The following is a 23,498-nucleotide window of genomic DNA, read 5'->3' as shown; positions in this document are numbered from 1 at the left end:
GCGCTGCCCGTCGCGGGGAAGCACCAACGGGGGCCGGCCACGGCTTCCGCTACCGAAAAGGCGAGCACGATCGAGAAGGCCGAAAGACCAGGGGCGTCCGAGAGGCCGCAGGGGCCCAGGGAGCCCGAGCCAACTGCGCTCGACAAGGAGGAGCGGAAGGACGAGCAGGCGCAGGACGAGCACACCGGGCGCGACAGTGGTCCGGCGGCAACTCCCGGTGCGGCCCCGGGCAGGGTCCGGACGGGCTCGCACCGCGCCGACCTGAGTGCCGATGCGTCCGGCGAGTTCGACGTCGACCGGGTCTCCGGTGACGAGCCGTTGCTGCCCGCGCGGGTGCACCGGCCCTCCGATCTGCTGCGGCTGCTGCTCGGCATGGCCGGGATCGCCCTGGTGCTGGCGCTGGCGACGTTCGCGCACGGCACCACCCAGGGGCTGGCGCGGGACATCGGCACCGGCGCGAAGGCGGCGCCCCCACTGCTGATCAACCTGGCGGGGCTGACGTCCAGTGTCGCGGTGCTGATCGTGCCGGTGGCGTTCGCCGTGGAGCGGCTGATCAAGCGGGACGGGCTGCGGATCGCCGACGGTGTGCTCGCCGCCGTCCTCGCGCACGGGGTGTCGCTCGCCACCGACCTGTGGGTGGCCGAGTCCGCCCCCGCCTCGATCCGGGTCGCGCTGACCCAGCCGCTGGCGAACGGTGCGCTCTCGGCTCCGGTGCACAGCTATCTGGCCCCGGTGATCGCCTATATGACGGCGGTGGGGATGTCCCGCCGGCCGCGCTGGCGGGTCGCGATGTGGTGCGTGCTGCTGCTGGACGCGTTCGCGGTGCTGGTCGGGCGGTACACCACCCCGTTCGCGATCATCATCACGGTGCTGATCGGCTGGACCGTCGCCTTCGGCACCCTCTACGCGGTCGGCTCCCCCAACGTCCGCCCCACCGGCCAGAACCTCCTCGCCGGCCTGCGCCGGGTCGGCTTCCACCCGGTGAGCGCGATGCGCGCGGAGGACGCCGCCGGCCAGGACAGCGCCGAGCACGCCGACCGCGGCCGGCGCTACCTCGTCACCCTGGAGGACGGCCCGCCCATCGACGTCACCGTCGTCGACCGCGAGCAGCAGGCCCAGGGCTTCTTCTACCGGGTGTGGCGGCGGCTGTCGCTGCGCGGCATCAACCAGCGCCGCAGCCTGCAGTCGCTGCGCCAGGCGCTGGAGCAGGAGGCGCTGCTGTCGTACGCGGCGATCGCGGCCGGGGCCCACGCCCCCAAGCTGATCGCCACCTCGGAGCTCGGCCCGGACGCGGTGATGCTGGTCTACGAGCACATCGGGGGCCGCACCTTCGACTCGCTGGCCGACGACGAGATCACCGATGCGCTGATGCACAGCGCGTGGCGACAGGTCGAGGCGCTGCAGTCCCGGCGGATCGCGCACCGGCGGCTGGTCGGGGACGCGCTGCTGGTGGACCAGGGCGGCAACATCGTGCTGACCGATCTGCGCGGCGGCGAGATCGCGGCCGGTGACCTGGTGCTGCGGATGGACATCGCCCAGCTGCTGGCCACCTGTGGGCTGCGGGTCGGCGCCGAGCGGGCGGTGGCCGCCGCCGTCGAGGTGCTCGGACCGGACCCGGTCGCCGACTGCCTTCCGATGCTCCAGCCGATCGCGCTCAGCCGCACCACCCGCGCCACCCTGCGCCAGCTGGCCCGCGAGCGCAGCAAGCGGGAGCGGGAGGCGGTGCTGGCCGCGTCGCAGGCCGCCAAGGAAGCGCGGGAGGCCCGCGAGGCGGGTGACCCCAAGGACCGCAAGACGATACGGGCCGAGCGGCACGCCGAGAAGAGCGCCGAGAAGCGGGCGCTGGACGAGGCGAGCGAGGAGGCCCGTGAGGAGGACCTGCTGGCCCAGATCCGCCGGCAGGTGCTGCTGATCCGGCCCACTGCGGTGATCGAGCCGGCGAAGCTGGAGCGGCTGAGCCCGCGGATCCTGATCAGCTGGATCGCCGGTGCCTTCGCGGTGTACCTGCTGCTGTCCCAGCTCACCAACTTCAACCTGGGCGATGTGATCAGCGAGGCCCGGTGGGAGTGGGTGCTGGTCGCGATGCTCTTCTCGGTGGTGACGTACATCGCGGCGGCGATGAGCCTGCTGGGCTTCGTCACGGAGAAGGTGTCGTTCGTCAAGGCCGTCGTCGCGCAGGTCGCGGGCGACTTCGTGAAGCTGGTGGCGCCCGCGGCGATCGGCGGCGTGGCGCTCAACACCCGCTTCCTCCAGCGGGCCGGGGTCCGTCCGGGTCTTGCGGTGGCGAGCGTCGGCGCGTCCCAGCTGTTCGGGCTGGGCAGCCACATCGTGCTGCTGCTGGCGTTCGGCTACCTCACCGGCACCGAGCACGCGCCGCAGATCTCACCGTCCCGTACGGTCATTGCCGGGCTGCTGACCGTCGCCGTACTGGTGCTGGTCGTCACGGCCGTCCCTGTGCTGCGGAAGTTCGTCTCGACACGGGTGCGCTCGCTGTTCGCCGGGGTGGTCCCCCGCATGCTGGACATCCTCCAGCGGCCCCGGAAGCTGGTCACCGGCATCGGCGGGATGTTGCTGCTGACCGCGGCGAACGTGATGTGCCTGGACGCCTCGATCCGGGCGTTCGGCGGCGACCAGCTCAGTTACGCGAGTATCGCGGTCGCCTTCCTCGCCGGTAACGCGCTGGGCTCCGCCGCCCCCACCCCGGGAGGTGTGGGGGCCGTCGAGGGCGCCCTGATCGGTGCGCTGACCTTCGCCGGCCTGGCCGGTGACGTGGCGTTCCCGGCGGTGCTGCTGTTCCGGCTGATGGTCTTCTGGCTGCCGGTGCTGCCCGGCTGGGTGGCCTTCAGCTATCTGACCCGCAAGGGCGAGATCTGACCCTCGGCCGCCACGGCGTTCCTGGCCCGAGCGGCCCGGCACAGCACACCGGCGGGCCGCGGCGCGGTGCCGCGGCCCGCCGGTGCGGGTGCTCAGGTGTCGGTCAGTAGACCGGCTTCTCCGGCTCGATGGTGTTGACCCAGCCGATGACGCCGCCGCCCACGTGCACCGCGTCGGCGAAGCCGGCGGACTTCAGCACGGCGAGCACCTCGGCCGAGCGGACGCCCGTCTTGCAGTGCAGGACGATCTTGCGGTCCTGCGGGAGGTCCTGGAGGGCGTTGCCCATCAGGAACTCGTTCTTCGGGATCAGCCGGGCGCCCGGGATGGCGACGATCTCGAACTCGTTGGGCTCGCGGACGTCGATGATGTCGATCTTCTCATCGGCGTCGATCCACTCCTTGAGCTGCTGGGGAGTGATCGTCGAGCCGGCCGCCGCCTCCTGCGCCTCCTCGGACACGACACCACAGAAGGCCTCGTAGTCGATGAGCTCGGTGACGGTCGGGTTCTCGCCGCAGACCGCGCAGTCGGGGTCCTTGCGGACCTTGACCTGACGGTAGGTCATCTCCAGTGCGTCGTAGATCATCAGGCGGCCGACTAGCGGGTCACCGATGCCGGCGAGCAGCTTGATCGCCTCGTTGACCTGGATGGAGCCGATGGAGGCGCACAGCACGCCCAGCACGCCGCCCTCGGCGCAGGAGGGCACCATGCCCGGCGGCGGGGGCTCCGGGTACAGGCAGCGGTAGCAGGGGCCGTGCTCGGACCAGAACACCGAGGCCTGGCCGTCGAAGCGGTAGATCGAGCCCCAGACGTACGGCTTGTTCAGCAGCACACAGGCGTCGTTGACCAGGTAGCGGGTGGCGAAGTTGTCCGTGCCGTCCACGATCAGGTCGTACTGGGCGAAGAGCTCCATGACGTTGGTGGAGTCGAGGCGCTCTTGGTGCAGGTTGACCGTGACGTACGGGTTGATGCCCAGGACGGTGTCCTTGGCGGACTCCGCCTTGGAGCGGCCGATGTCCGCCTGGCTGTGGATGATCTGGCGCTGCAGGTTCGACTCGTCGACCTCGTCGAACTCCACGATGCCGAGCGTGCCCACGCCCGCCGCGGCCAGATACATCAGCGCGGGCGAGCCCAGGCCGCCGGCGCCGACACACAGCACCTTGGCGTTCTTCAACCGCTTCTGCCCGTCCATCCCGACATCGGGGATGATCAGGTGGCGGGAGTACCTGCGTACCTCGTCGACGGTGAGCTCCGGAGCGGGCTCGACCAGGGGTGGCAGCGACACGGATGACCTCAACAAGGGTTGGTCGGTATCTCAGGACTGGTGTTCTTCCCGTAACACTGCCACGCCCCTCTTCATTCCGAGACACATGTTCCGATGCGCGAGACACATGCGTCCCAGAAGCCGGGCAGCGCCTCCCAAGCGTCTCCGCACCGGTCACGGCGGTCGGTGACGTACACGGTGCCCGCCCCCTGCCAGCGGGCGATCCGCAGCGCCTCCTCCAGGTGCGTGGCCGGCACGCTGTGGACGAGGTGGCAGAACCGCTGCGGCGGGTGGTCGGCGGTCCACTCGGCCACCTGGGACCAGCGGTAGTCCGACCAGCGCCCGGCGAAGGTGACGAGCTGGTCGGCGGCCTCGGCGTAGCCGGGGTGCGGGTGGGTGCCGTGCCCCAGGACGAAGTGCCCGCCGTCGCACAGGGCGCGCAGCGCGGTGACCGCCTGCCGGGTCCGGGGCAGCTGCGCGCGGCCGGCGGGCGGGCGGGCCAGCCAGAAGCCGTCGACCTTGTACCACTCCCGGTAGCGGTGCGCCTCGGAGATCAGCTCGCCCAGGGGCCGGGTGCCGCGCGCCAGGTCCAGGTGCCCCAGTACCCGTACGCCCGTCTCGCGGAGCCGGGCGGCGGCCGGCCGGCAGTGCGGGTCGGGGCGGATCCCGGGGCCGTTGGACACATCGAGCACCGCCCAGTGCACGAGCCCCGGCGGGCAGCCCAGCAGCCCGGCCCACTCGGCGGGCGCCAGCAGCGGATGCGCGAAACCGGGTACGCCGATGCCCAGCGGCCCGGCCCCGGTGGGGGCGCGGGTGCCGCCGGACGGCGTGATCAGATGCGACACGCGGCCTCCATCCAGATGTCGGCCAGGGACTCCTCCAGGACGATCCGGGGCCGCCAGCCGAGCCGGTCGCGGGCGGTGCGCACATCGGCCTGCTGCCAGGTGCCACAGCCGTCCGGGTAGGGGTAGGTCGCGGGCGGCGCGCCGGGGTGCTCGCCGGCCGGGCTGGGGATGACCAGCCGGGCCGGTGGCGAGTCCAGCTCGTGCAGCGCCCCGCCGAAGCCGGCGACCCGGGCCAGCACCGACGCGGCCTCGCGCAGCCGTACCGCGCGGCCGGTGCCGATGTTGACCACGCCCTGCGCGGCGGAGAGCGACGCGGCGTGCACGGCCCGGGCGACGTCCCGTACGTCGACGAAGTCCCGTTGGACGCCGAGCCCGCCGAGCTTGAGTTCGCTGTCGCCGGACTGCATGGCGCGGCGCATCGCCTCGGCCAGCCGTCCCAGCGGCGAGCCGGCCGGCGTGCCCGGCCCGACCGGGGAGAACACCCGCAGCACCACCGCGTCGAGCCCGGAGCCCAGGACGAGTTCGGTGGCGGCGAGCTTGCTGACGCCGTACGGGCCGCCGGGGCGTGGCACCGCGTCCTCGGCGGTCGAGGAGCCGGGCTGGGAGGGCCCGTATTCGGAGGCGCAGCCAAGGTGGACGAGCCGGGCACCGCAGCCGCTGCGGCGCAGCGACTCGCAGATGGTGGCGACCGCGACGGTGTTGTGCCGGGTCAGCTCGCGGGCGCCACCGCGGGTGGCGCCGGCGCAGTTGACGACCACGCCGGGGTGCACCGCGTCGAGGAAGCGGGTGAGCGCCCCCGGGCTGCCGGTGGCCAGGTCGAAGCGGACGTCGGCGTCGTCGCCCCGCCCGAGGGCGGTGAGCTGGACGGCGGGGTCGGCGAGCAGGCGGTCGGCGACATAGCGGCCCAGATAGCCATTGGCGCCGATGAGCAGCACCCTCATCGTGTGACCCCCCGGTCCGCGTGGCGTGTGGTCGGCTGGAGGTTCATGTGTCCTGCTCCTCATACGGATGGTGGGAAGTACGTCGGCTTCGCCGCGGGGCCGGTGCCCGCCCTGGGACGGAGGCCGGGTGGGGACGCGGTGAAGCGTCCGAAGGGGGCGGTTCCGGGGTGCCCGTTCGGGGGCGGTAGCCCGTGCGCGGGTGCGGGGCGGTGGGGGACGGGGGTGGTGCGGACGGTCACGGCCGGTGCGGCCTCGGCGGTCCGGTGGGGACGGCCGCGTGCGCACTGGCGCCGGTGAGCGCCCGCAGGCCGTACCCCAGGAGGCCGAGGGCGGCGGCGGTGCAGGCCAGGGCGGGGACCGCGGCCGGCCCGGCGGCGCTGGTCAGCACGTCGACCGGGGTGCTCAGCGGGCCGAGGCCGGGGAGCCGGGCGGTCAGGACCAGGGCCGGGGCGAGCACCTCCAGGGCGGCGGCGCACGCCAGGCCGGCGGCGGCCGCACCGGGGAAGCCGTGGACGACCAGCAGACGGGCGAGGAAGAGCAGCGTCCCCAGGGCGGCGACCGCCACCGCCGCCACCGCGCCGTCACCGCCGAGGACCACCCGTGCGCCCAGGAGAAGCACCGTCTGGGCGGCGAGGAAGAGAGCGGTGGCGGCGAGCAGCAGCGGCCGGACGCGGGCGGCGAACTCCTCCAGGCCGCGGCTGGCCGCCAGCGCGCGCCGGCCGCGCAGGGCGAACCAGCGGGCGCAGCCGGCCGCGGGCAGCACCGCGCAGGGCAGCGCCACGGCGGTGGCGACGGCCGCCCGGGGGACGGCGTACGGCAGGTCGGTGCCGCCGGCCTGCAGTTCGCCGAGCAGCCAGTCGCCGAGGACCGCATAGCCGGCGGTCCAGCAGACCCACAGCGCCGCGGTGCGCGGCCCCGGGGCGGAGTGCCGGGCGCGCAGCGGCCCGGACCGGACGGCCAGCCGGACGGCGAGCGCGACCAGGACCGCGCCGAGGGCACCAACGCCGGTGTGGAGTACGGGGGTTACCGCATCGCCCAGCGCGGCGGGGGCGGCGACGGCAGCGACGGCGACGGCGCCCGGGAGCAGCTGGAGCGCGGCCGTGCAGGGTCCTCCCCACCCCTGGCTCCCGGAGGGGGCGGGGGCCGCGTGCCCCGGGGGCAGTCCCGGTGCGGGCATCCCCGCCGCCGGGCCGCCCGGCACCGCCCGTTCGGCGTGCTCCGGCGCGGCGCCGGGAGCGGGGCCGAGGGCGCCGGCGGACCCGGCCGGCCGGCCGCCCCCGGGGGTGTCCGCGGGGCCGGCCGCCGCGGCGCCCGCGCCCCACACCGGGTGTGCGGCTCCGGGCCCCGCCCCGGCCGGCCCGCCGTCCTGCCCGGCGCGGGGCACCCTGGCGTAGAGCTCCTCGGCCAGCGAGAAGACGTCACGGTGCCGGAAGCGGGCGGCCGTGCGGTCGGTGACGCCGTGCGCCTCCAGGCCGGCGGCGATCTCCAGCGCGTCGACGGCGTGGGCACACAGCATCTGGTGACGGTGCATCAGGGCGCGTACCGGGTCGGCGGGTCCGCGGCGTACGGGCCGGGCGGTACGACTCTCCCCGGCGGCTCCGGAACCCGCCACCGCAGGGCCCGTCACCGCAGGGCCCGTCACCGCGGAGCCCGTCAGCGCGGAGCCCGTCACCGCGGAGCCCGCCGCGACGGCCCCGCGAGCCTCCACCACGGTCTCCAGGGCGGGGACGCCGCCGCCCTCGGGCGCGGTCATGCGCCGTCTCCGTCCGCCGGGGCCGCCGTACAGCCGCGGCGGCCGGGGCGGGCGCGGCGTCCGGCGAACTCCCGCAAGCGGGCGCCGGATCCGGCCGGGGCGGTGCGCTCGCCGGCGGGCGCCGGGGCACCGGCGCGGGCACGGCGCCGGAGCCCGTCCCGGTTGCCGGCGTGGGCCACATCGGCCATGCCGGTGACCAGGGCCACGCCCACCACGCCCATCGCGCACATCACGTCCACCACACCGTTCACCACTGCCATCTCCCTACGCCGACCCTGACTGCCTCATCGCGCTGCCCCCGTCCCCACGGCCTTGTCATGTCTCGAACCTCACCCGGCCCCCGGCGCGCCGCTCACCCCGTCGCTCCCCCTGGCAGGCCGCCCAGCTCGGTGTGCGGCCGGCCGGCGCGGCGGCCCTGGCGGCGGCGCCGGTCGCGGCCCAGCGGCCGGGGACATGGGATTCGGCGGGCCGGGCGAACGGCTGCGGCACACCGTGGACGTCCAGCCCACCGCGGTCCGCCGGGCGGGCCGGCGCGTGCGAGATCAGCTCCAGGTAGATGCCACGAAATGCCGCGGCGTTCTGCTCGACGGTGAAGAGTTCCAGCGCCCGCGCCCGGGCCGCCGCCCCCAGCCGGGCTCGGCGCTCGGGGTCGCCGAGCAGCGCCCGGCAGGCCGCCGCGAGCGCGCGCGGGTTGCGCGGCGGGACGACCAGGCCGGTGCCGCCGATGACTTCGCAGACCGCGCCGGTGTCGGTCGACACCGTGGCGCGTCCGCAGAACATCGCCTCCACCAGGGAGCGTGGGAAGCCCTCGACGACGCTGGAGAGCACCACCACCGCGGCCGAGGCGTAGGCCTCCTCCAGGAGCGGCGCCTCGGGGCCGCCGAGCTCCTCGAAGCTGACCGGGTTCTCGCCGACGGTGCGGGCGTCGGCCGCCTCGTCGGGGAAGAGCTGGGCGGCCAGCGCCCGGCAGTGCGCGAGATAGCCGGGCGCCTCCGGGTGGCGGCCCACCCCGCCGACGATCCGGAGGGTGGCCGCCGGCTCGGCCCGGCGGACCTCGGCGAACGCGTGCAGCAGCGCCACCAGGTCCTTGGCCGGCTCGATGGAGCCGACCCACACCAGGGTCTTGGAGTCATCGGCCGGGGCGTCCGCGACGGCGGTGAAGCGGCCCGCGTCCATGCCCGGGTAGACCGTCCGCAGCCGGGCGCGGTCGGCACCGCAGCGCTCCTGCCAGCGGCGGGTGTGGGTGTTGCCGGGGGTGATCAGGGCCGCCTGGGCGTAGGTCTCGGCGGCCAGTGCGCCCTGGAAGGCGGCGAGCAGGGCGCGCACCGGCGCGCTCAGCGGCGCCGCGGCGCGGGCGAGGTAGTGCTCGCGCAGCCGGACACCGTGCTCGGTGACCAGCAGCGGGGTGCCGAAGGAGCGCTTGGCCACCAGCCCGGGGAGGGCCGCCGCCCCGCCCGAGGTGGCGTGGCAGAGGTCCACGGCGTCGAGACCGGGGGTGCCCCGGTCGCCGTACCAGTCCAACGACAGGGGCCGCAGGGCGAGTTCGAGGTGGGCCGCGACCGCCAGCAGGTCGGCGACGCGGGCGCCGTGGGCGGCGGGCAGCGCGCGGGGGCCGCGGCAGGCGGACTCCAGGATGCGCACGGCGTCGTCGGAGCGCAGCAGGACGGGCAGTCCGCCCTGGTCGCCGGCCTGCTCGGCGAGCCCGTAGAGACCGCTGGCGAAACGGTCCGCCTTGCTGGCCGGCGGGGCGCCTGGGGCCCCCTCCGGGCCGGCCGGCGGCGCCGTGAAGGCGGTCACCAGGGCGCCGAAGTGCTCGGCGAAGCGGCGCCGTTCGCGCCGACCGTGGGACCGGCCCCGGCGCTCCTCGGAGCCCCGGTGGTGGCCGGCGGGGAAGGCGCCCCAGAGGGGCGCGGTGTGCACCCGCCGTACCTGGGCGGGCAGTGACGGGGCCCGGAGCTCCTCCTGGCGGGCCTGCGTGGCGAGGGCGTACACCTCGATGTCGTGGCCGGTCAGCCCGCGTACGAGCCGGTCACACCACGCCTGTGACGCACCCGGCGCGTACGGGTAACCACCCTCGGTGAGCAGTCCGATCCGCATGACTGCACCCCCGTCCTCCCATATCGGCATCCCTGGCACGACGGCCGCACCGCCGTCACCTGCAGGAAGAAGCTATGCAGAAGGGCCGGTGGCGCGATGGACGGTTGTCCGTCGCACCACCGGAAGGGGTGAAAGCACGTAACTTATCGCCCGTAGGGGCGTTTCGACGCGGTATGTGTGCGCTGTGCCGTGGAGCGCCGCCCCGCGGACAGCGGGACGGGCCCCGGTCACCGCGGCCGGGCGGCCGGCTACCGCTGGGTGGGAAACGGCCAGGAGTTGGGCCGGCAGGTCGCTCCGTCGGTCGTCAGGAACTTGGTCTGCTGCATCATCACCGGCGCCAGGGCGCCCTGCCGGGAGCAGCTCTCGTGGTTGTGCCCGAGCCGGTGACCGACCTCGTGGTTGATCAGCATCTGCCGGTAGGCGAGCATCTTGTCGTGCCCGTAGGTCTTGGCGCCCTGTGCCCAGCGGTAGGCGTTGATCATGACCCGTTCGGTGGCCGCCGAGTCGCAGGAAACATTGTCCTCGGTGGTGTCCAGGCCGGACTTGGCGCACCACGTCCCGGTGGTCCCCGGGCTCGCCAACGTGATCACGAAGTCCGCGTGGCCGGACGAGACCCGCTCGAAGGTCATCGCCCCGCCGTGCGCCCAACTCCGATCGTCGTTGAGGGTCTTATGCACCGCCTCGGCGAACAGCTTGCCGTCCAGCGGCAGCCCCTCCTCGATGTCCACGCGGTAGCGCAGCACCTTGCCGTGGCCGGGCGCCTTGGCCCCGCCGGGGACCGGGGTGAACCGCCCACTGGCCGTCAGATCCGCGGCCAGCGGGAAGACCTGGGTCATCTGCTCGTCATAGCTGGCGGCCTTGGCGTCCTGGGCGGGCCTGGCGTGCGACCGGGAGGCCTCGTCGTCGGTGCCGTCACTGCGGTCGGGGCCGCTGCGCGGCTGCGGTTCGCCGTCCTTCTTGTGCTGCTCGGTGACCTGGCCGGCGATGACCACGGCGAGCACGGTGGTCACCGCCGCGGCCGCCGCACCGGTGAACGTCCGGCCCATGCCGCCCTTCCTGGCGCCGTGCCGCGCCTCCTCGACCTCCCCGCCGTCACCGCCGGGGGCGCCGGACGCCTCGGCGGGGTGGCCGCCGGCCGGCTCTCCGGCCGCATCGACCGCGCCGGCCGGGTGCGCCGCGTACGCCGCGTCGGCCGCGGGGGCCGTGCTCCGCTCGAAGACCACCGACCGTCCGGTGAACCGTCCGCCGGGCGGTACGGGGGTGCCGCCCTGGGCGTCCCCGGCGGCACGCGGGAAACCGGCAGCGCCGGGCGCTCCGGCCCGGAAGACGTCGTCGTCCGCGTCGTCGAGGCCGGTCCCGTCGGCCGCGCCGGTCGAGCCGGCCGCGTCGAAGGCCGCCACGTACTCGCGCCGCGGGCCCGACTCGCGGCCCGGTACGGCCATCGGCCGGGTACCGGACATCTCGGCGCGGGGCCTGGGGATCCGCGGCGCGGCCTGCCCGGGTGCGGGTGCGGACGGCGCCGTGGGGAACGCGCCCCAGCCGCCGCCCGGTTCGCGCTGCTCGGGGTGGCCGCCGCGCACCGTGTCGCCCTCCGGGGGCTCGCGCCGGCGGCGTCCCGAGCCCGGCCCGGCGGCCGGCGCTCCCGGCGGCGTGGCCGGATCGGGGGTGTCTGCCGGAGTCTCCGGCCGGCCTCGACGGCTATGGCGTCCCACGGGGCGTGTCAGCTCCTGCCCGCATCAGCGGTCACATCGGTCACGGCGGAGTCGAGCAGGTCGCGGACCGCCCGCGCCACCGTCTCCGGGTACTCCATCATCGCCACGTGTCCCGCCTCCGGCAGCGTCAGCAGCCGCGAACCGCGGAACGCCGCGGCCGCCCGCCGGGCCATCCGGAAGGAGACCAGGCGATCGCGTCCACCGTAGACGAGAAGGGTCGGCGCGAGCACGCGCTCTGCCTGGCGCCACAAATTGTGCTGTCCGCCGAGCGTGTAGGCGTTCACCAGGCCGCGCGCCGAGCGCTCCATGACCTCCCAGAAGTAGGGGAGTTCCAGCCGCCGGGCGTACTCGTCGACCGCGTCGTTGAACCCTTCCGGGGTGACCTTGCCCGGGTCGCCGTAGCAGAGCGCCATCACCTCGCGGGTACGGCGCTCGGGCGTCCAGTCCCGGGTGAGTCGGGCGAACACCCCAGTGATGCCCGGCACCGCGAGCAGCGCGGTGGGCACCGCCGTCAGCTGCGGCCGCAGTTCGGGCAGCGCCGGTGAGATCAGGGTCAGGGTGCGGACGAGGTCCGGGCGCACCGCGGCCACCCGGGTCGCCGCGGCGCCGCCCATGGAGTTGCCGATCAGGTGCACCGGGCCGCGGTCGGCCGCGTCGAGGTGGCGGATGACCGCGCGGGCCTGCGCGGAGACCGCGTAGTTGCCGTCGTCCGGCGGGGGCGACAGGCCGAAGCCCGGCAGGTCGATCGCCTCACCGTCGAGCCGGTCGGCGAGCAGCGGCATCAGGGCGGACCAGTTCTGCGAGGAGCCGCCGAGGCCGTGGACGTAGAGGGCGGGCTCGCGCGCCGCGCCGGAGCCGCCGCCGCTGCCGTCCGCCGCGCCGTCGTGGCCTTCCGGCCGCCCGGCCGGGGCCCGTACGGTCAGCGTGAGGCCGGGCAGGGTCACGGTGCGCACCGTCTCCGCCGCGCCGCGCCGGCCGGGGCCGGCCGGGGGCACCGGGAGAGCGGCGGTCGCGGTGTCCGGCGACTCGGTCGAAGACATGGGGTCGATGTTACGAGACGATCACGCCCCCGATTGTGTGTTCGCGGTCACACACCGCATCGCGCCGCCGCGACGGCTCTCCTAGGCTCGTAGGCGAGGGCAGCCGCTCCGGCCCCTGCTTTCCTGACAGGCACCAGCCGATGATTGCGAGTCCGTGAGAAAGTCCGCGAGAAAGGGAGCCACCATGCGCGTCGATCCGACAGACCCGGACACTTTCGAGGACGACAGTGACTCCGCCACCGAGTTCGACGTCGAGGCGCCGGAGGCGGACGCCGCGGAGCAGTACGCCGATCTCGCACCGCACCGTGACGAGCCGCTGAACGGCACCGACACCTACTCGGCGAACGAGGCCGACCGTGCCGAACAGGCCCGCGTCGTGGAGCTCAACGAAGACGAATACCGATGACCTGGGGCGTTATGTCAGGTTACCGGGGCGGTACCGGAGAGAAATTCTCGCCCCGGGCCGCGCACAGCCGGGTTACCCAAAAGTACGATGGCGGGCGCGGTGCACCACCTTGTACGGACCGCGTTTGGAACGACTTCTGGGAGGCAGCGTGAGCGCCATCGAGCAGACCGAGGCGGCGCGCCCGCGGGGCACACGCCTGCCACGACGGGCCCGGCGCAACCAGCTCTTGGGCGCCGCCCAGGAAGTGTTCGTGGCGCAGGGCTACCACGCGGCCGCGATGGACGACATCGCCGAGCGGGCGGGCGTCAGCAAGCCGGTGCTCTACCAGCACTTCCCGGGCAAGCTGGACCTCTACCTCGCGCTGCTCGACCAGCACTGCGAGTCGCTGCTGCAGTCGGTGCGTACGGCGCTGGAGTCGACGACCGACAACAAGCAGCGGGTCGCGGCGACGATGGACGCCTACTTCGCGTACGTGGAGGACCCCGGCGGCGCCTTCCGCCTGGTGTTCGAGTCGGACCTGACCAATGAGCCGGCGGTCCGCGAGCGGGTGGACAAGGTGTCGCTGGAGTGCGCCGAGGCCATAAGCGCGGTGATCGCCGAGGACACCGGCCTGTCGCGGGACGAGTCGATGCTGCTCGCCGTGGGGCTGGGCGGGGTCTCCCAGGTGGTGGCGCGCTACTGGCTGTCCTCCGAGAGCGCGGTCCCCAGGGACACCGCGGTGGCGCTGCTGACCTCGCTGGCGTGGAAGGGCATCGCCGGATTCCCGCTGCACGGAAGCGACACGCACTGACCGTGTTCGCTGCTGGCGTGGTGCGCGGCGTCCTGCGCGTCCCCGTACCGGGCTAATGTGTGCTGCGTACAGCGCGGATGTCCGCGCACCCTCCCCCAGTCGACGCTGGGGGACCCCCAGACCGTCGGAGGGACAGTAGCCGTGGAGGTCAAGATCGGCGTGCAGCACGCACCCCGCGAGATCGTTCTGGAGAGCGGGCAGTCTGCCGAAGAGGTGGAGCGCGCGGTGTCCGAGGCGCTGGCCGGCAAGTCGGAGCTGCTGAAGCTGGTGGACGAACACGGCCGCAAGGTCCTGGTCCCGGCGGACCGGCTGGCCTATGTGGAGCTCGGCGAGCCGGCCACCCGCAAGGTCGGTTTCGGCACGCTCTGACGGCACGGCGCCCCGGTGGCGCCGGCAGCGGAACGAGGGCGGCGGCCCGGGGGGACATCCCTCCGGGCCGCCGTCTTTTCGCAGATCGGACCGTTCGAGTCGACCCGGTCGGCCGATCGGGCAGCCGATCGCCGACCGGAGGGTTGCTGCCGCGACCCCTTGGGTACGACCGCCTACGACCGATTTGTTCGTCCGACCCGGACGGCCCGATCGGCACCACACGACACCTCGGCACCACGGGCCGGCACGACCGGCGCCGGCACAAGGAAACCCACGACACACGGGAGGGACAGCATGATCTGGGAAGCGCTCGGAGCCGTTCTCATCGGCTTCGCCATCGCCCTGTCCGCCACGCACAGGCTGCCCGACCGCTTCCCCTCGCGCGCCCTCACCCTGGCGACGGGGCCGGTCGCGGCGCTGCTCGGTGCTCTGCTCACCCGCTCGATCCTGGGCCCGGGCCACCCGATCCAGGTGATGGTGGCCGCGGTCGCCGTCGGGGCGGCGCTGCTCTCGGTCCTGGTGCGCCCCTCGCACCGCCGTCTTCGGCGGCCGGCCACGACGCTGAAGGGGCACCGGACGGCCTGAACCGTCCGACACCCCTCCGGCAACAGCAGCAGCGTCAGGCCGCCAGCCCCAGCGCCGCCATCCGCTTGGTGTGCGCCTCGGTGATCCGGGAGAACATCCGGCCCACCTCCGCCAGGTCGAAGCCGTCGGCCACGCCGCCGACCAGCATCGTGGACAGTGCGTCGCGGTCCGCGACGACCCGCTGCGCCTGCGAGAGCGCCTCGCCCATCAGCCGCCGCGCCCACAGCGCGAGCCGCCCGCCGACCCGGGGGTCGGCCTCGATGGCCGCGCGCACCTTCTCCACGGCGAAGGTGGCGTGGCCGGTGTCGTCCAGGACGGCCAGCACCAGGTCGCGGGTGTCGGAGTCCAGGCGGACCGCGACCTCGCGGTAGAAGTCACTGGCGATCGAGTCGCCGACGTACGCCTTGACCAGGCCCTCCAGCCAGTCCGACGGCGCGGTCTGGCGGTGGAACTCGTCGAGCGCGGCGGCGAACGGCTCCATTGCCTCGTTCGGCTCCGCCTCGATGTGGGCGAGCCGGTCCCGCAGCCGCTCGAAGTGGTGGAACTCGGCCGAGGCCATCTTGGCCAGCTCGGCCTTGTCGTCCATCGTCGGCGCCAGCTTGGCGTCCTCCGCCAGGCGCTCGAAGGCGGACAGCTCGCCGTACGCGAGCGCGCCGAGCAGATCGATCACGGCGGCCCGGTACTGCGGGTCGGCGGAGGCCTGCGCCCAGTTCTGGGCGGCGATCCCGGTGTGTTCTTGCGCGTCAGCCGCGGCGTTCTCAGGCGTTCCCATGACCGGCACAATAGCCCGCTCAGCCGCCCGGGGAAGGCCCTGGTCAGCCATGGACGATCACCGGTGCGACGGGGCCGCAGGCCGGCGCGGGCGACGTGACGAATTCCTCACTCATACAAGCCTTCGGATGAGGGAGCCTCATCCGGGGTACAGTGGTATTGGACCTGCCGAGTAGTCGGTGGGTCGTTCCACGAAGCGGATGCCCGGTCGGTGGCCCGATCGGCTCCAAACCGACCGCCCTCCTTCGCGGCGCGTACCAGACATACGCACAGCAGGAGGCACACCGCTCGCGGCAGGAGTGCCTGAGCGTTGGCAGTGGTCCCGCGCCACCGGCCGCCATCAGGCCGGCCCCGTACGAACCCGTACGACGGAGCGGTACGACCCCCTTCGCCGCCTCACGCCGCGTCTCACAGAAGAGGCAAGATTCTGTCTACGTTCCGAGACCTCGGGATTTTCCCCGAGACGGCCGAGGCCCTGGAGGCCGTCGGCATCATCTCCCCCTTTCCCATCCAGGAGCTGACGCTCCCCGTCGCCCTCTCCGGCAGCGACGTCATCGGCCAGGCCAAGACCGGCACCGGCAAGACCCTGGGCTTCGGCCTGCCACTGCTGGAGCGGGTCACCGTACCCGTGGACGTCGAGGTCGGCCGGGCGCAGCCCGAGCAGCTGACCGAGGCGCCGCAGGCGCTGGTCGTGGTGCCGACCCGCGAGCTGTGCACCCAGGTCACCAACGACCTGCTCACCGCCGGCAAGGTCCGTAACGTCCGGGTGCTGGCGATCTACGGCGGCCGGGCCTACGAGCCGCAGGTCGAGGCGCTCAAGAAGGGCGTCGACGTGGTCGTCGGCACGCCCGGCCGACTGCTGGACCTCGCCGGCCAGAAGAAGCTCGACCTCTCGCAGGTGCGCACCCTGGTGCTGGACGAGGCCGACGAGATGCTCGACCTGGGCTTCCTGCCCGACGTCGAGAAGATCATCCAGCTGCTGCCGGCCAAGCGGCAGACCATGCTGTTCTCCGCGACCATGCCCGGCCAGGTCATCTCGCTGGCGCGGCGCTACATGTCGCAGCCCACGCACATCCGCGCCACCGCGCCGGACGACGAGGGCGCGACGGTCGCCAACATCACCCAGCACGTCTTCCGCGCGCACTCCATGGACAAGCCGGAGATGGTCGCGCGCATCCTGCAGGCCGAGGGCCGGGGCCTGGCGATGCTGTTCTGCCGTACCAAGCGGACCGCCGCCGACATCGCCGACCAGCTCGCCCGGCGCGGCTTCGCGTCCGGCGCGGTGCACGGCGACCTCGGCCAGGGCGCCCGTGAGCAGGCGCTGCGGGCCTTCCGCAACGGCAAGGTCGACGTCCTGGTGTGCACCGACGTCGCCGCCCGCGGCATCGACGTCGAGGGCGTCACGCACGTCGTCAACTACCAGTCCCCCGAGGACGAGAAGACCTACCTGCACCGCATCGGCCGTACCGGCCGCGCGGGCGCCAAGGGCACTGCGGTCACCCTGGTCGACTGGGACGACATCCCGCGCTGGAAGCTGATCAACAAGGCGCTGGACCTGCCGTTCGACGAGCCGGAGGAGACCTACTCCACCTCGCCGCACCTCTACGAGCAGCTGAACATCCCCGAGGGCACCAAGGGCGTGCTGCCGCGCGCCGAGCGGACCCGGGCGGGGCTGGCGGCGGAAGAGGTCGAGGACCTGGGCGAGACCGGCGGTCGCGGCCGTGGTCCGCGCAAGGGCGCCGGCGTCGAGGAGGCGCGTCCCCCGCGCACCCGTACGCCGCGGCAGCGCCGCCGTACCCGTAGCGGCACGCCGGTGGAGGACGCAGCCGCGTCCGGGGCGGCGACCGAGGCGGTCGAGACCGCCGAGGGCACCCAGGCCGCCGAGGGCACTCCGCGCCAGCCGCGCCGGCGCCGCCGCACCCGTAACGGCCGGGCGGCCACGGTGCCGGCTCCGGCGACGGAGGCCGTCGCGACGGCACCGGCCGGCACCGAGGCGGACGAGCCGGCCGCGGAGGCCGCGCCCGCGCCGCGTCGCCGCCGTACCCGCAGCACCGCGCGGGCGGCCGCGGAGGCGGCACCGGCCGTGGTGACCGAGACCGTGGCCGAAACTGCGGCCGAGGCCGTGGTGGACACCGCCGAAGGCACCGACGCCGCACCGGCCAAGCCCAAGCGGGCCCGCAAGACGGTGAAGAAGACCGCCGCTGCCAAGCCGGCCGCCGAGGCCGCCGAGGCCGTGGTGGACACCGCGGAGGGCACCGAGGCCGCACCGGAGAAGCCCAAGCGGACGCGGAAGACGGTGAAGAAGACCGCCGCCGCCAAGCCGGCCGCCGAGGCCGCCGAGGCCGTGGTGGACACCGCCGAAGGCGCCGAGGCCGCACCGGCCAAGCCCAAGCGCACCCGCAAGACCGCCAAGACGGCGGCCGCGGCGGCGCCGGCCGCGGCGGTGACCGAGGAGGCCGGCGAGGCCCCGGCGAAGCCGAAGCGGACCCGGAAGGCCGTGCAGAAGACCGCCGCCGCGCCGGCCGGTGACGCCGCGGGCGAGGCCGGCGAGGCCAAGCCGGTGCGCCGCCGCACCCGCGCCAAGGCCACCGCGGACGAGGCGGCGGCCACCAGCTGACGCCACGTCCGCGCCCGACGGCCCGGCCCCGCCCCGTGCGGTGCCGGGCCGTCGGCGTCCCGGCCCGGTTCCGCCGCCCGGCCGGATAATCTCGGAGCCATGAGCAGGCCGCCCTTCCTCACACTGCCCCCGTGCGCCCGCGCGTACCGACTCGACACCGACCGCGGGGCGTTCGCGGTGCACGACGCCCGGCCCGAGGGCGCGCCGATCGGGACCGCCCTGCTGGTGCCGGGGTTCACCGGCAGCAAGGAGGACTTCATCGCCCTGCTGGCGCCGCTGGCCGCTGCCGGGTTCCGGGCGGTCGCGGTGGACGGCCGCGGGCAGCACGAATCGCCCGGTCCGCGCGACGAACGGGCGTATGCACAGGCCGAGTTGGCCCAGGACGTGCTGACCCAGGCGCGGGCCATACGGGAGCCGGACAGCGGTCCGCTGCACCTGCTGGGGCACTCCTTGGGCGGGCTGGTCGCCCGGGCCGCGGTGCTGCGCGACGCGGCGGCGTTCCGTTCGCTCACCCTGCTCAGCTCCGGCCCCGGGGCCATCGAGGCGGCGCAGCAGGCGCGGGTGCGGATGCTGATCGAGGCGCTGGGCACGCTCGACATGGCGAGCGTGTGGCGGGCGATGCGGGAGCTGGACCCGCCGGAGGCTGCGGACGCCGCGACGCCGCCGGACATCGGCGCGTTCCTGCACCGCCGCTGGTTGAACACCGTCCCCGAGCAGCTGATCGCGACCGGCCGTCAGATGCTGGCGGAGCCCGACCGGGTGACCGAACTGGCGGGTGCGGGGCCGGCTCTGCACGTCGTCTCCGGGGCCGTGGACTACGCCTGGCCGGTGCCGTCGCTGGATGCGATGGCGAAGCGGCTGGCCGCCCGCCGTACGGTCATCGAGGGCGCCGAGCACTCCCCCAACGCCGAACGGCCCGAGAAGACAGCCGAGGCGCTGACCGGGTTCTGGAGCGGGGTCGGCTGAGCCGGGGTCGTCGGGGGGGGCGGCCGCGCGGGGTGTCGCCGGGACAGCGCGGGGCGGTTCGGCGAGCATCGACGGTGCGGGCGGCCACCGACGCCCGGCCGGCACCGGCTTCGCACGAAGGGCTCGACCATGACCGAGAACCACCGGGACGACCCGCACGGCATCGCGCTCACCCGGACCTTCGACGCCCGCCGCGAGCGGGTCTTCGAGGCCTGGACGACGCCCGAGCACTTCGCGTACTGGTTCGGCGGGGAGCTGGCGGTGCCGGCCGACCGGATGACGATGGAGGTGCGGCCGGGCGGGGCGTGGAGCCTGGTGCTGTGCACACCGGACGGCGGTGAGCTGCCGTTCTTCGGTGTCTACCGCGAGGTGGCGCCGCCCGAGCGGCTGGAGTTCACGCTCAAGGACTCCTCCGCCCCGCGCGGTGCGGAGGGCGAGCTGGTCCGGGTCACCCTGAGCGATCTGGGGGACCGTACGGAGATGGCCTTCCGCCAGCTCGGCGGGAACCTCAGCACGGAGCAGTACCAGCAGGCGGAGGCGGGCTGGGCGAGCTTCTTCGACCGGCTGGCGGAGCTCCTCGCCCGGGCCTGAGCGGGCCGACGCGTCAGTACTGCGCCTGGACGTGCTCCCAGAAGCCGTCCCGCAGCACCCGGCGCAGATCGGCGTGGCTGCGCAGGGAGTGCCGCAGCAGCGCCTCCGCGGCGGTCAGCAGCTCCTGGTCGACGGTGCCGGGCAGGTACGGGTGACCGGGCAGGAGGTCGGCCACCCACTCCCGGCCGCGCTCCGCCAGCCACTGGGCGGCAACCTGGGCACCGACGAAGCGGACCTGTTCCCGGCCGGGTGCCGGGCCCTCCGGCGCCGGGTCGAGGTACTCGGCGCCGGTGCGGCGGGTGACGTAGGGCTTGCAGAAGTCCAGGTCGAGGGTGCGGGCGCTGTCGACCTCCCACAGCAGCGGCTCGGCCTGGTTGCGACCGGCGGGGGCCTCGATGCCCCACAGGTGCACCCGGGCGCCGTAGCCCTGCGCCGCCTCGACCGCGGAGACCAGGTCCTCGTCGCCGCCGATGAGCACCGCGTCGCTGATCGCACGGTGCCGGGCCAGCGACTCCAGGTCCGAGCGGATCAGTGAGTCGACGCCCTTCTGCTGGTTGTTGGCGTTGAGGTTGCCGAGCCTGACCTTGACGTCGGGCAGCTCGGCGATTCGCTGCTGGTCCTGGGTGTGGAGGCGGCGGCGGGCGCCGTCGTACCAGTAGACGCGCAGCAGCCGGCTGTCCGGGAAGATCGTCCGGGCCTTGTCGATGAACGCCTCGATCATCCCCTCGGCGTCCAGCTCGAAGCCCTTGCGGTCCTCCGTGCCGGCCACCAGCTTGCCCACCGCGGCGTAGACATAGCCGGCGTCCACGAAGGCGGCATGGGTCGACGGGGTGGTGGCGGTGGCCTGGGCGAGCACCCGGGTGAGCAGCTCGTTGGTGCGCTCGATGCCCGCGGCGAGCGTGGCGAGGTCGGTGGGGCCGGTGGGCCGGACGTCGTTCATACGGGACCCATTGTCCGGGCGCCCGCTCGGCGGACACAAGCGCTCCACCAGGCGGTATTTAGACCGTCGAAAATTTTCTTTAGCGTAGGGAATGATTGCCCGGGTAGCCGTGTTGTACCCGACGGAGCGCCTGGCAGCGACGCCGCGCACCCGTATCACCAAGAAGTTCTCCGCAGGAGGATCAGACGAAGGGAGAAGCCTGTGCGCTTCGAGATCATGCGCCTGGACGACGTCGACGGCACCGCCGTGGACAGCACCGTCGTGGACGCCGCCTCCGTCAACCGGATCGTGCAGCAGGCCGCCGCAACCGGCCAGCGCATTTACATCCGCCCGGCCGACACCGCCGCTCGTTAACACCGATATCCGTTCACGCCCACCCCGGCCCGGCACCGCACGTCCTTGAGGACGCACGCCGACGACGCACCGGCGCCAATTGATCACGACACCGCAGCGCCCCCGTACGGAACACGCCGTACGGGGGCGCTGCGGCGTGCCGGGCTCAGGCGCTCTGGATCACCTGCAGCACTCCGTTGATGATCTGCTGCACGGCCAGCGCGGAGAGCATCATGCCGGCGAGCCGGGTCACCAGGACCACCCCGCCATCCTTGATCACCCGGATGATCACCAGCGAGAACCGCATCACCACGTACAGCACCACATGGATGGCCGCGATCGCCGCCCACACCGAGAGCTGCGCCGCGAACCCATGGGCGTGCTGCACCGCGAGGATCACCGAGACGATCGCGCCCGGCCCGGCCAGTAGCGGCATCCCCAGCGGTACCAGGGCGACATTGACGTCCTTGGTCTGGGTCGGCTCCTCCGACTTCCCGGTGAGCAGGTCCAGCGCGACGAGCAGGAGCAGCAGCCCGCCCGCGATCATCAGCGCGGGGGTGGAGATGTGCAGCCGGCCGAGGATCTGCCGGCCGAAGAGGCCGAAGACGGCGATGACGCAGAAGGCGACGGCGGCGGCCTGCCAGGCCATCCGGCGCTGGACCTTGGCCGGCCGGCCGGAGGTGAGGGCCAGGAAGATCGGGGTGATGCCCGGGGGATCCATGATCACAAATAGCGTGACAAAGAGGGTACTGAAGACAGCGATGTCGAACACGGTGAAGGCCTTGCGAGAGGTGGTGCGGACGAGCGAACACGGGCCGATGCGGCACGCGGACCGTGCGGGAACGCGTGCGGACCCGCAGGAGCAGGAGGGCGGGCGGACTCAGCCGCCGGCGCCGGGAACGGGGAACGCCCCGGTCGCACGGCGCACGATCTCGCCGTAGACCTCGGGGTCGGTGGTGTACTCACCGAGGCGGCAGGTCTTGCGGCTGCCGTGGTAGTCGCTGGAGCCGGTGGTCAGCAGGTTCAGCTCGGCGGCCAGCGCGCGCAGCCGGGCGCGGGTGGGCCCGTCGTGGTCCATGTGGTCGACCTCGATGCCGTCGAGGCCGGCCGCGGCGAGTTCGGCGAGCACGCTCTCCGGGATGCACCGGCCGCGCTTGACGGCCAGCGGGTGCGCACAGACGGTGGCCCCGCCCGCGGCCTTGACCAGCCGGATCGCCTCGAACGGGTCGAGCTCGTGCTTCTCCACGTACGCCGGGCCGTCGCCTGCCAGCAGCGAGGTGAAGGCCTCGTCGACCGAGCCGACCACGCCCAGTTCCATCAGGGCGGTGGCGAGGTGCGGCCGCCCGACGGCGCCGCCCCCGGCGATCCGCTCGACCTGTTCCCAGGTGACGGGCATCCCGAGGTCGCGCAGCTTGCCGACCATCGCCCGGGCGCGCGGCACCCGGTCGTCGCGCACCAGCTCCCGCTCGCGGGCGAGTTCGGGCTCGGCGGGGTCGAAGAGGTAGGCGAGCATATGGAGGCTCACCCCGTCGATCCGGCAGGACAGTTCGGCGCCGGTGACCAGCGTCAGCCCCGCGGGCAGCGCGGCGCGCGCCTCGGCGTACCCGGCGACGCTGTCGTGGTCGGTCAGTGCGACGACGTCCAGCCCGGCCGCCGCGGCGCCGCGCACCAGCTCGGCGGGGGTGTCCGTACCGTCGGACGCCGTGGAGTGGGTGTGCAGGTCGATGCGCACGACACGGACTCCAGACTGCTGCGGGACGGACGGGGACGGGGTGCGGGCCCGGCCGCTGGGTGCGGGGGCGCCGCGAGGGGACTCCAGAAGGATACCGGGCGGCCGGACGGTGCCCGGCGCCGTCACCCCCGCCGCGGCACCAGGGGCGGTGCCGCGGCCCGGTCGGTCAGCTCAGGATCCGCGGCGAGAGCGCCCCGCACGGCAGCAGGTCCACCTCGGCGCCGGCCTCCCGCAGATCGGTCAGCACCAGCTCGTCGTACAACAGCACCCCGGACTTCTCGGGCCAGGCGATCGCCCACAGCCACAGCCCGCGCGCCTCGCCGGCGAAGACCGCCCGGTCCGGCGGCGCACCGCCGACCTGCCACAGCGGGGTGGGGCGACCGGCCGCGAGGACCTTGGCGTGCGGCGGTCCGTCCATACTCAGCCGCGAGCCGGGGTCGAGTCCGTCGATGCCGGCGTAGCGCGCACCCAGCCCGACGCCCAGTTCCTCGGCGATCAGCAGGAGTTCACCCGGCCCGCCGAGCGGTCCGGGCCCGGTGCAGGCCACCGCGGTCGCCCGGCCGCCGCTGCGCTCGTCACCCGCGCAGGCCACACCGGTGAACAGCCAGCCGACGGGCAGCGGCCAGGGCATCCACACCGGCACCTGGGCGCGGTGCACCACGACGCCGAGCGCCTCGACGCTCGGCGGGACCACCGGCTGGAGCGGGTGCACGGTGCCGTGCTCGGCGCACTGCCAGGTGTCGGAGAAGAGACCGGGCGCCCGTACCCGGCCTCCGCACTTCGGGCAACTGGGTTCGCCCCTCATAAGGTCCAACAGTCCTCCAGGGCCGCCGCCGCGTCAAGGACGATCACTCGACCGGTGTGCCCGGATTCAC

The 23,498-nt window shown here is 74.1% G+C and carries 22 protein-coding genes; 9 read left to right on the top strand and 13 right to left on the bottom strand.

Annotated elements, in window-relative coordinates; genetic code table 11:
- The first annotated feature begins 261 nt into the window (after nt 1-261).
- A complete protein-coding gene (locus tag AB0G84_RS03610) occupies nt 262-2,874 on the top strand; it encodes a flippase-like domain-containing protein (RefSeq protein WP_361315137.1) in 2,613 nt (870 codons plus the stop codon).
- Nucleotides 2,875-2,977: 103 nt separating this feature from the next.
- On the opposite strand, the gene moeZ is transcribed toward AB0G84_RS03610, so the two are convergent.
- From moeZ to AB0G84_RS03570, 8 genes are all read right to left on the bottom strand, one after another.
- On the bottom strand, nt 2,978-4,156 hold the full coding sequence (moeZ, locus tag AB0G84_RS03605; protein WP_361314849.1) for an adenylyltransferase/sulfurtransferase MoeZ: 1,179 nt from the start codon (nt 4,154-4,156) through the stop codon (nt 2,978-2,980).
- A gap of 71 nt (nt 4,157-4,227) precedes the next feature.
- Nucleotides 4,228-4,980, bottom strand: a complete 753-nt coding sequence (locus AB0G84_RS03600; RefSeq protein ID WP_361314846.1) for a spherulation-specific family 4 protein — start codon at nt 4,978-4,980, stop codon at nt 4,228-4,230.
- Entirely contained in the window at nt 4,968-5,921 is a 954-nt protein-coding gene (locus AB0G84_RS03595; protein ID WP_361314843.1) for an NAD-dependent epimerase/dehydratase family protein, read from the bottom strand. The genes AB0G84_RS03600 and AB0G84_RS03595 overlap by 13 nt, the downstream gene beginning before the upstream one ends.
- A gap of 235 nt (nt 5,922-6,156) precedes the next feature.
- Nucleotides 6,157-7,674, bottom strand: a complete 1,518-nt coding sequence (locus tag AB0G84_RS03590; RefSeq protein ID WP_361314841.1) for a hypothetical protein — start codon at nt 7,672-7,674, stop codon at nt 6,157-6,159.
- Complete coding sequence (locus AB0G84_RS03585; protein WP_361314838.1) at nt 7,671-7,934, bottom strand: hypothetical protein; 264 nt, start codon at nt 7,932-7,934, stop codon at nt 7,671-7,673. Before AB0G84_RS03585 ends, AB0G84_RS03590 begins: the two co-directional genes overlap by 4 nt.
- A 55-nt stretch (nt 7,935-7,989) precedes the next feature.
- Entirely contained in the window at nt 7,990-9,771 is a 1,782-nt protein-coding gene (locus tag AB0G84_RS03580; RefSeq protein WP_361314835.1) for a DUF3492 domain-containing protein, read from the bottom strand.
- A 248-nt stretch (nt 9,772-10,019) separates the two neighbouring features.
- A complete protein-coding gene (locus tag AB0G84_RS03575; RefSeq protein ID WP_361314833.1) occupies nt 10,020-11,483 on the bottom strand; it encodes a DUF3152 domain-containing protein in 1,464 nt (487 codons plus the stop codon).
- A gap of 8 nt (nt 11,484-11,491) precedes the next feature.
- Entirely contained in the window at nt 11,492-12,523 is a 1,032-nt protein-coding gene (locus tag AB0G84_RS03570; RefSeq protein WP_361314830.1) for an alpha/beta hydrolase, read from the bottom strand.
- A 184-nt stretch (nt 12,524-12,707) separates the two neighbouring features.
- Between AB0G84_RS03570 and AB0G84_RS03565 the strand changes: the two genes are divergently transcribed.
- The 4 genes from AB0G84_RS03565 to AB0G84_RS03550 all read left to right on the top strand — a co-directional run bounded on the left by AB0G84_RS03565 (nt 12,708) and on the right by AB0G84_RS03550 (nt 14,673).
- A complete protein-coding gene (locus AB0G84_RS03565) occupies nt 12,708-12,929 on the top strand; it encodes a hypothetical protein (protein ID WP_361314828.1) in 222 nt (73 codons plus the stop codon).
- Between the two features lie 148 nt (nt 12,930-13,077).
- Complete coding sequence (locus tag AB0G84_RS03560) at nt 13,078-13,719, top strand: TetR/AcrR family transcriptional regulator (protein ID WP_361314826.1); 642 nt, start codon at nt 13,078-13,080, stop codon at nt 13,717-13,719.
- A gap of 141 nt (nt 13,720-13,860) precedes the next feature.
- Entirely contained in the window at nt 13,861-14,088 is a 228-nt protein-coding gene (locus AB0G84_RS03555) for a DUF3107 domain-containing protein (RefSeq protein ID WP_361314824.1), read from the top strand.
- Between the two features lie 294 nt (nt 14,089-14,382).
- Nucleotides 14,383-14,673 carry a hypothetical protein gene (locus AB0G84_RS03550; protein ID WP_361314822.1) on the top strand — a complete coding sequence of 97 codons (291 nt, stop codon included), beginning with the start codon at nt 14,383-14,385 and terminating at the stop codon, nt 14,671-14,673.
- 34 nt (nt 14,674-14,707) lie between these two features.
- Here the strand turns inward: AB0G84_RS03550 and AB0G84_RS03545 are convergent, their stop codons facing one another.
- Entirely contained in the window at nt 14,708-15,445 is a 738-nt protein-coding gene (locus AB0G84_RS03545) for a ferritin-like fold-containing protein (RefSeq protein WP_361314820.1), read from the bottom strand.
- A 450-nt stretch (nt 15,446-15,895) separates the two neighbouring features.
- Here AB0G84_RS03545 and AB0G84_RS03540 point away from each other — a divergent pair, with 450 nt between their 5' ends.
- From AB0G84_RS03540 to AB0G84_RS03530, 3 genes are all read left to right on the top strand, one after another.
- Nucleotides 15,896-18,061: a DEAD/DEAH box helicase gene (locus tag AB0G84_RS03540; protein WP_361315134.1), complete on the top strand. Its 2,166-nt coding sequence runs from the start codon at nt 15,896-15,898 to the stop codon at nt 18,059-18,061.
- A 99-nt stretch (nt 18,062-18,160) separates the two neighbouring features.
- The gene (locus tag AB0G84_RS03535; RefSeq protein ID WP_361314818.1) at nt 18,161-19,027 is read left to right on the top strand and encodes an alpha/beta fold hydrolase; all 867 of its coding nucleotides are present in this window, start codon (nt 18,161-18,163) and stop codon (nt 19,025-19,027) included.
- Nucleotides 19,028-19,156: 129 nt separating this feature from the next.
- Nucleotides 19,157-19,618, top strand: a complete 462-nt coding sequence (locus AB0G84_RS03530; protein WP_361314816.1) for an SRPBCC domain-containing protein — start codon at nt 19,157-19,159, stop codon at nt 19,616-19,618.
- Nucleotides 19,619-19,631: 13 nt separating this feature from the next.
- On the opposite strand, the gene AB0G84_RS03525 is transcribed toward AB0G84_RS03530, so the two are convergent.
- Nucleotides 19,632-20,558, bottom strand: coding sequence for an NYN domain-containing protein (locus tag AB0G84_RS03525; RefSeq protein ID WP_361314813.1), 927 nt, complete (start codon nt 20,556-20,558; stop codon nt 19,632-19,634).
- A 201-nt stretch (nt 20,559-20,759) separates the two neighbouring features.
- Between AB0G84_RS03525 and AB0G84_RS03520 the strand changes: the two genes are divergently transcribed.
- Complete coding sequence (locus AB0G84_RS03520; protein WP_093485054.1) at nt 20,760-20,912, top strand: hypothetical protein; 153 nt, start codon at nt 20,760-20,762, stop codon at nt 20,910-20,912.
- 145 nt (nt 20,913-21,057) lie between these two features.
- Here AB0G84_RS03520 and AB0G84_RS03515 read toward each other — a convergent pair whose 3' ends face one another.
- The 3 genes from AB0G84_RS03515 to AB0G84_RS03505 all read right to left on the bottom strand — a co-directional run bounded on the left by AB0G84_RS03515 (nt 21,058) and on the right by AB0G84_RS03505 (nt 23,428).
- Entirely contained in the window at nt 21,058-21,663 is a 606-nt protein-coding gene (locus AB0G84_RS03515) for a MarC family protein (RefSeq protein WP_361314809.1), read from the bottom strand.
- 108 nt (nt 21,664-21,771) lie between these two features.
- Nucleotides 21,772-22,623: a PHP domain-containing protein gene (locus AB0G84_RS03510; RefSeq protein ID WP_361314806.1), complete on the bottom strand. Its 852-nt coding sequence runs from the start codon at nt 22,621-22,623 to the stop codon at nt 21,772-21,774.
- 166 nt (nt 22,624-22,789) lie between these two features.
- Nucleotides 22,790-23,428, bottom strand: coding sequence for a DUF6758 family protein (locus AB0G84_RS03505; protein ID WP_361314803.1), 639 nt, complete (start codon nt 23,426-23,428; stop codon nt 22,790-22,792).
- Nucleotides 23,429-23,498: the final 70 nt, after the last annotated feature.

It is taken from the genome of Streptomyces sp. NPDC020742, assembly GCF_040641675.1.
GTDB lineage: Bacteria > Actinomycetota > Actinomycetes > Streptomycetales > Streptomycetaceae > Streptomyces.
The sequence above is the reverse complement of the archived record's forward strand: the minus strand, read 5'-3'. Positions and strand labels throughout refer to the sequence as shown.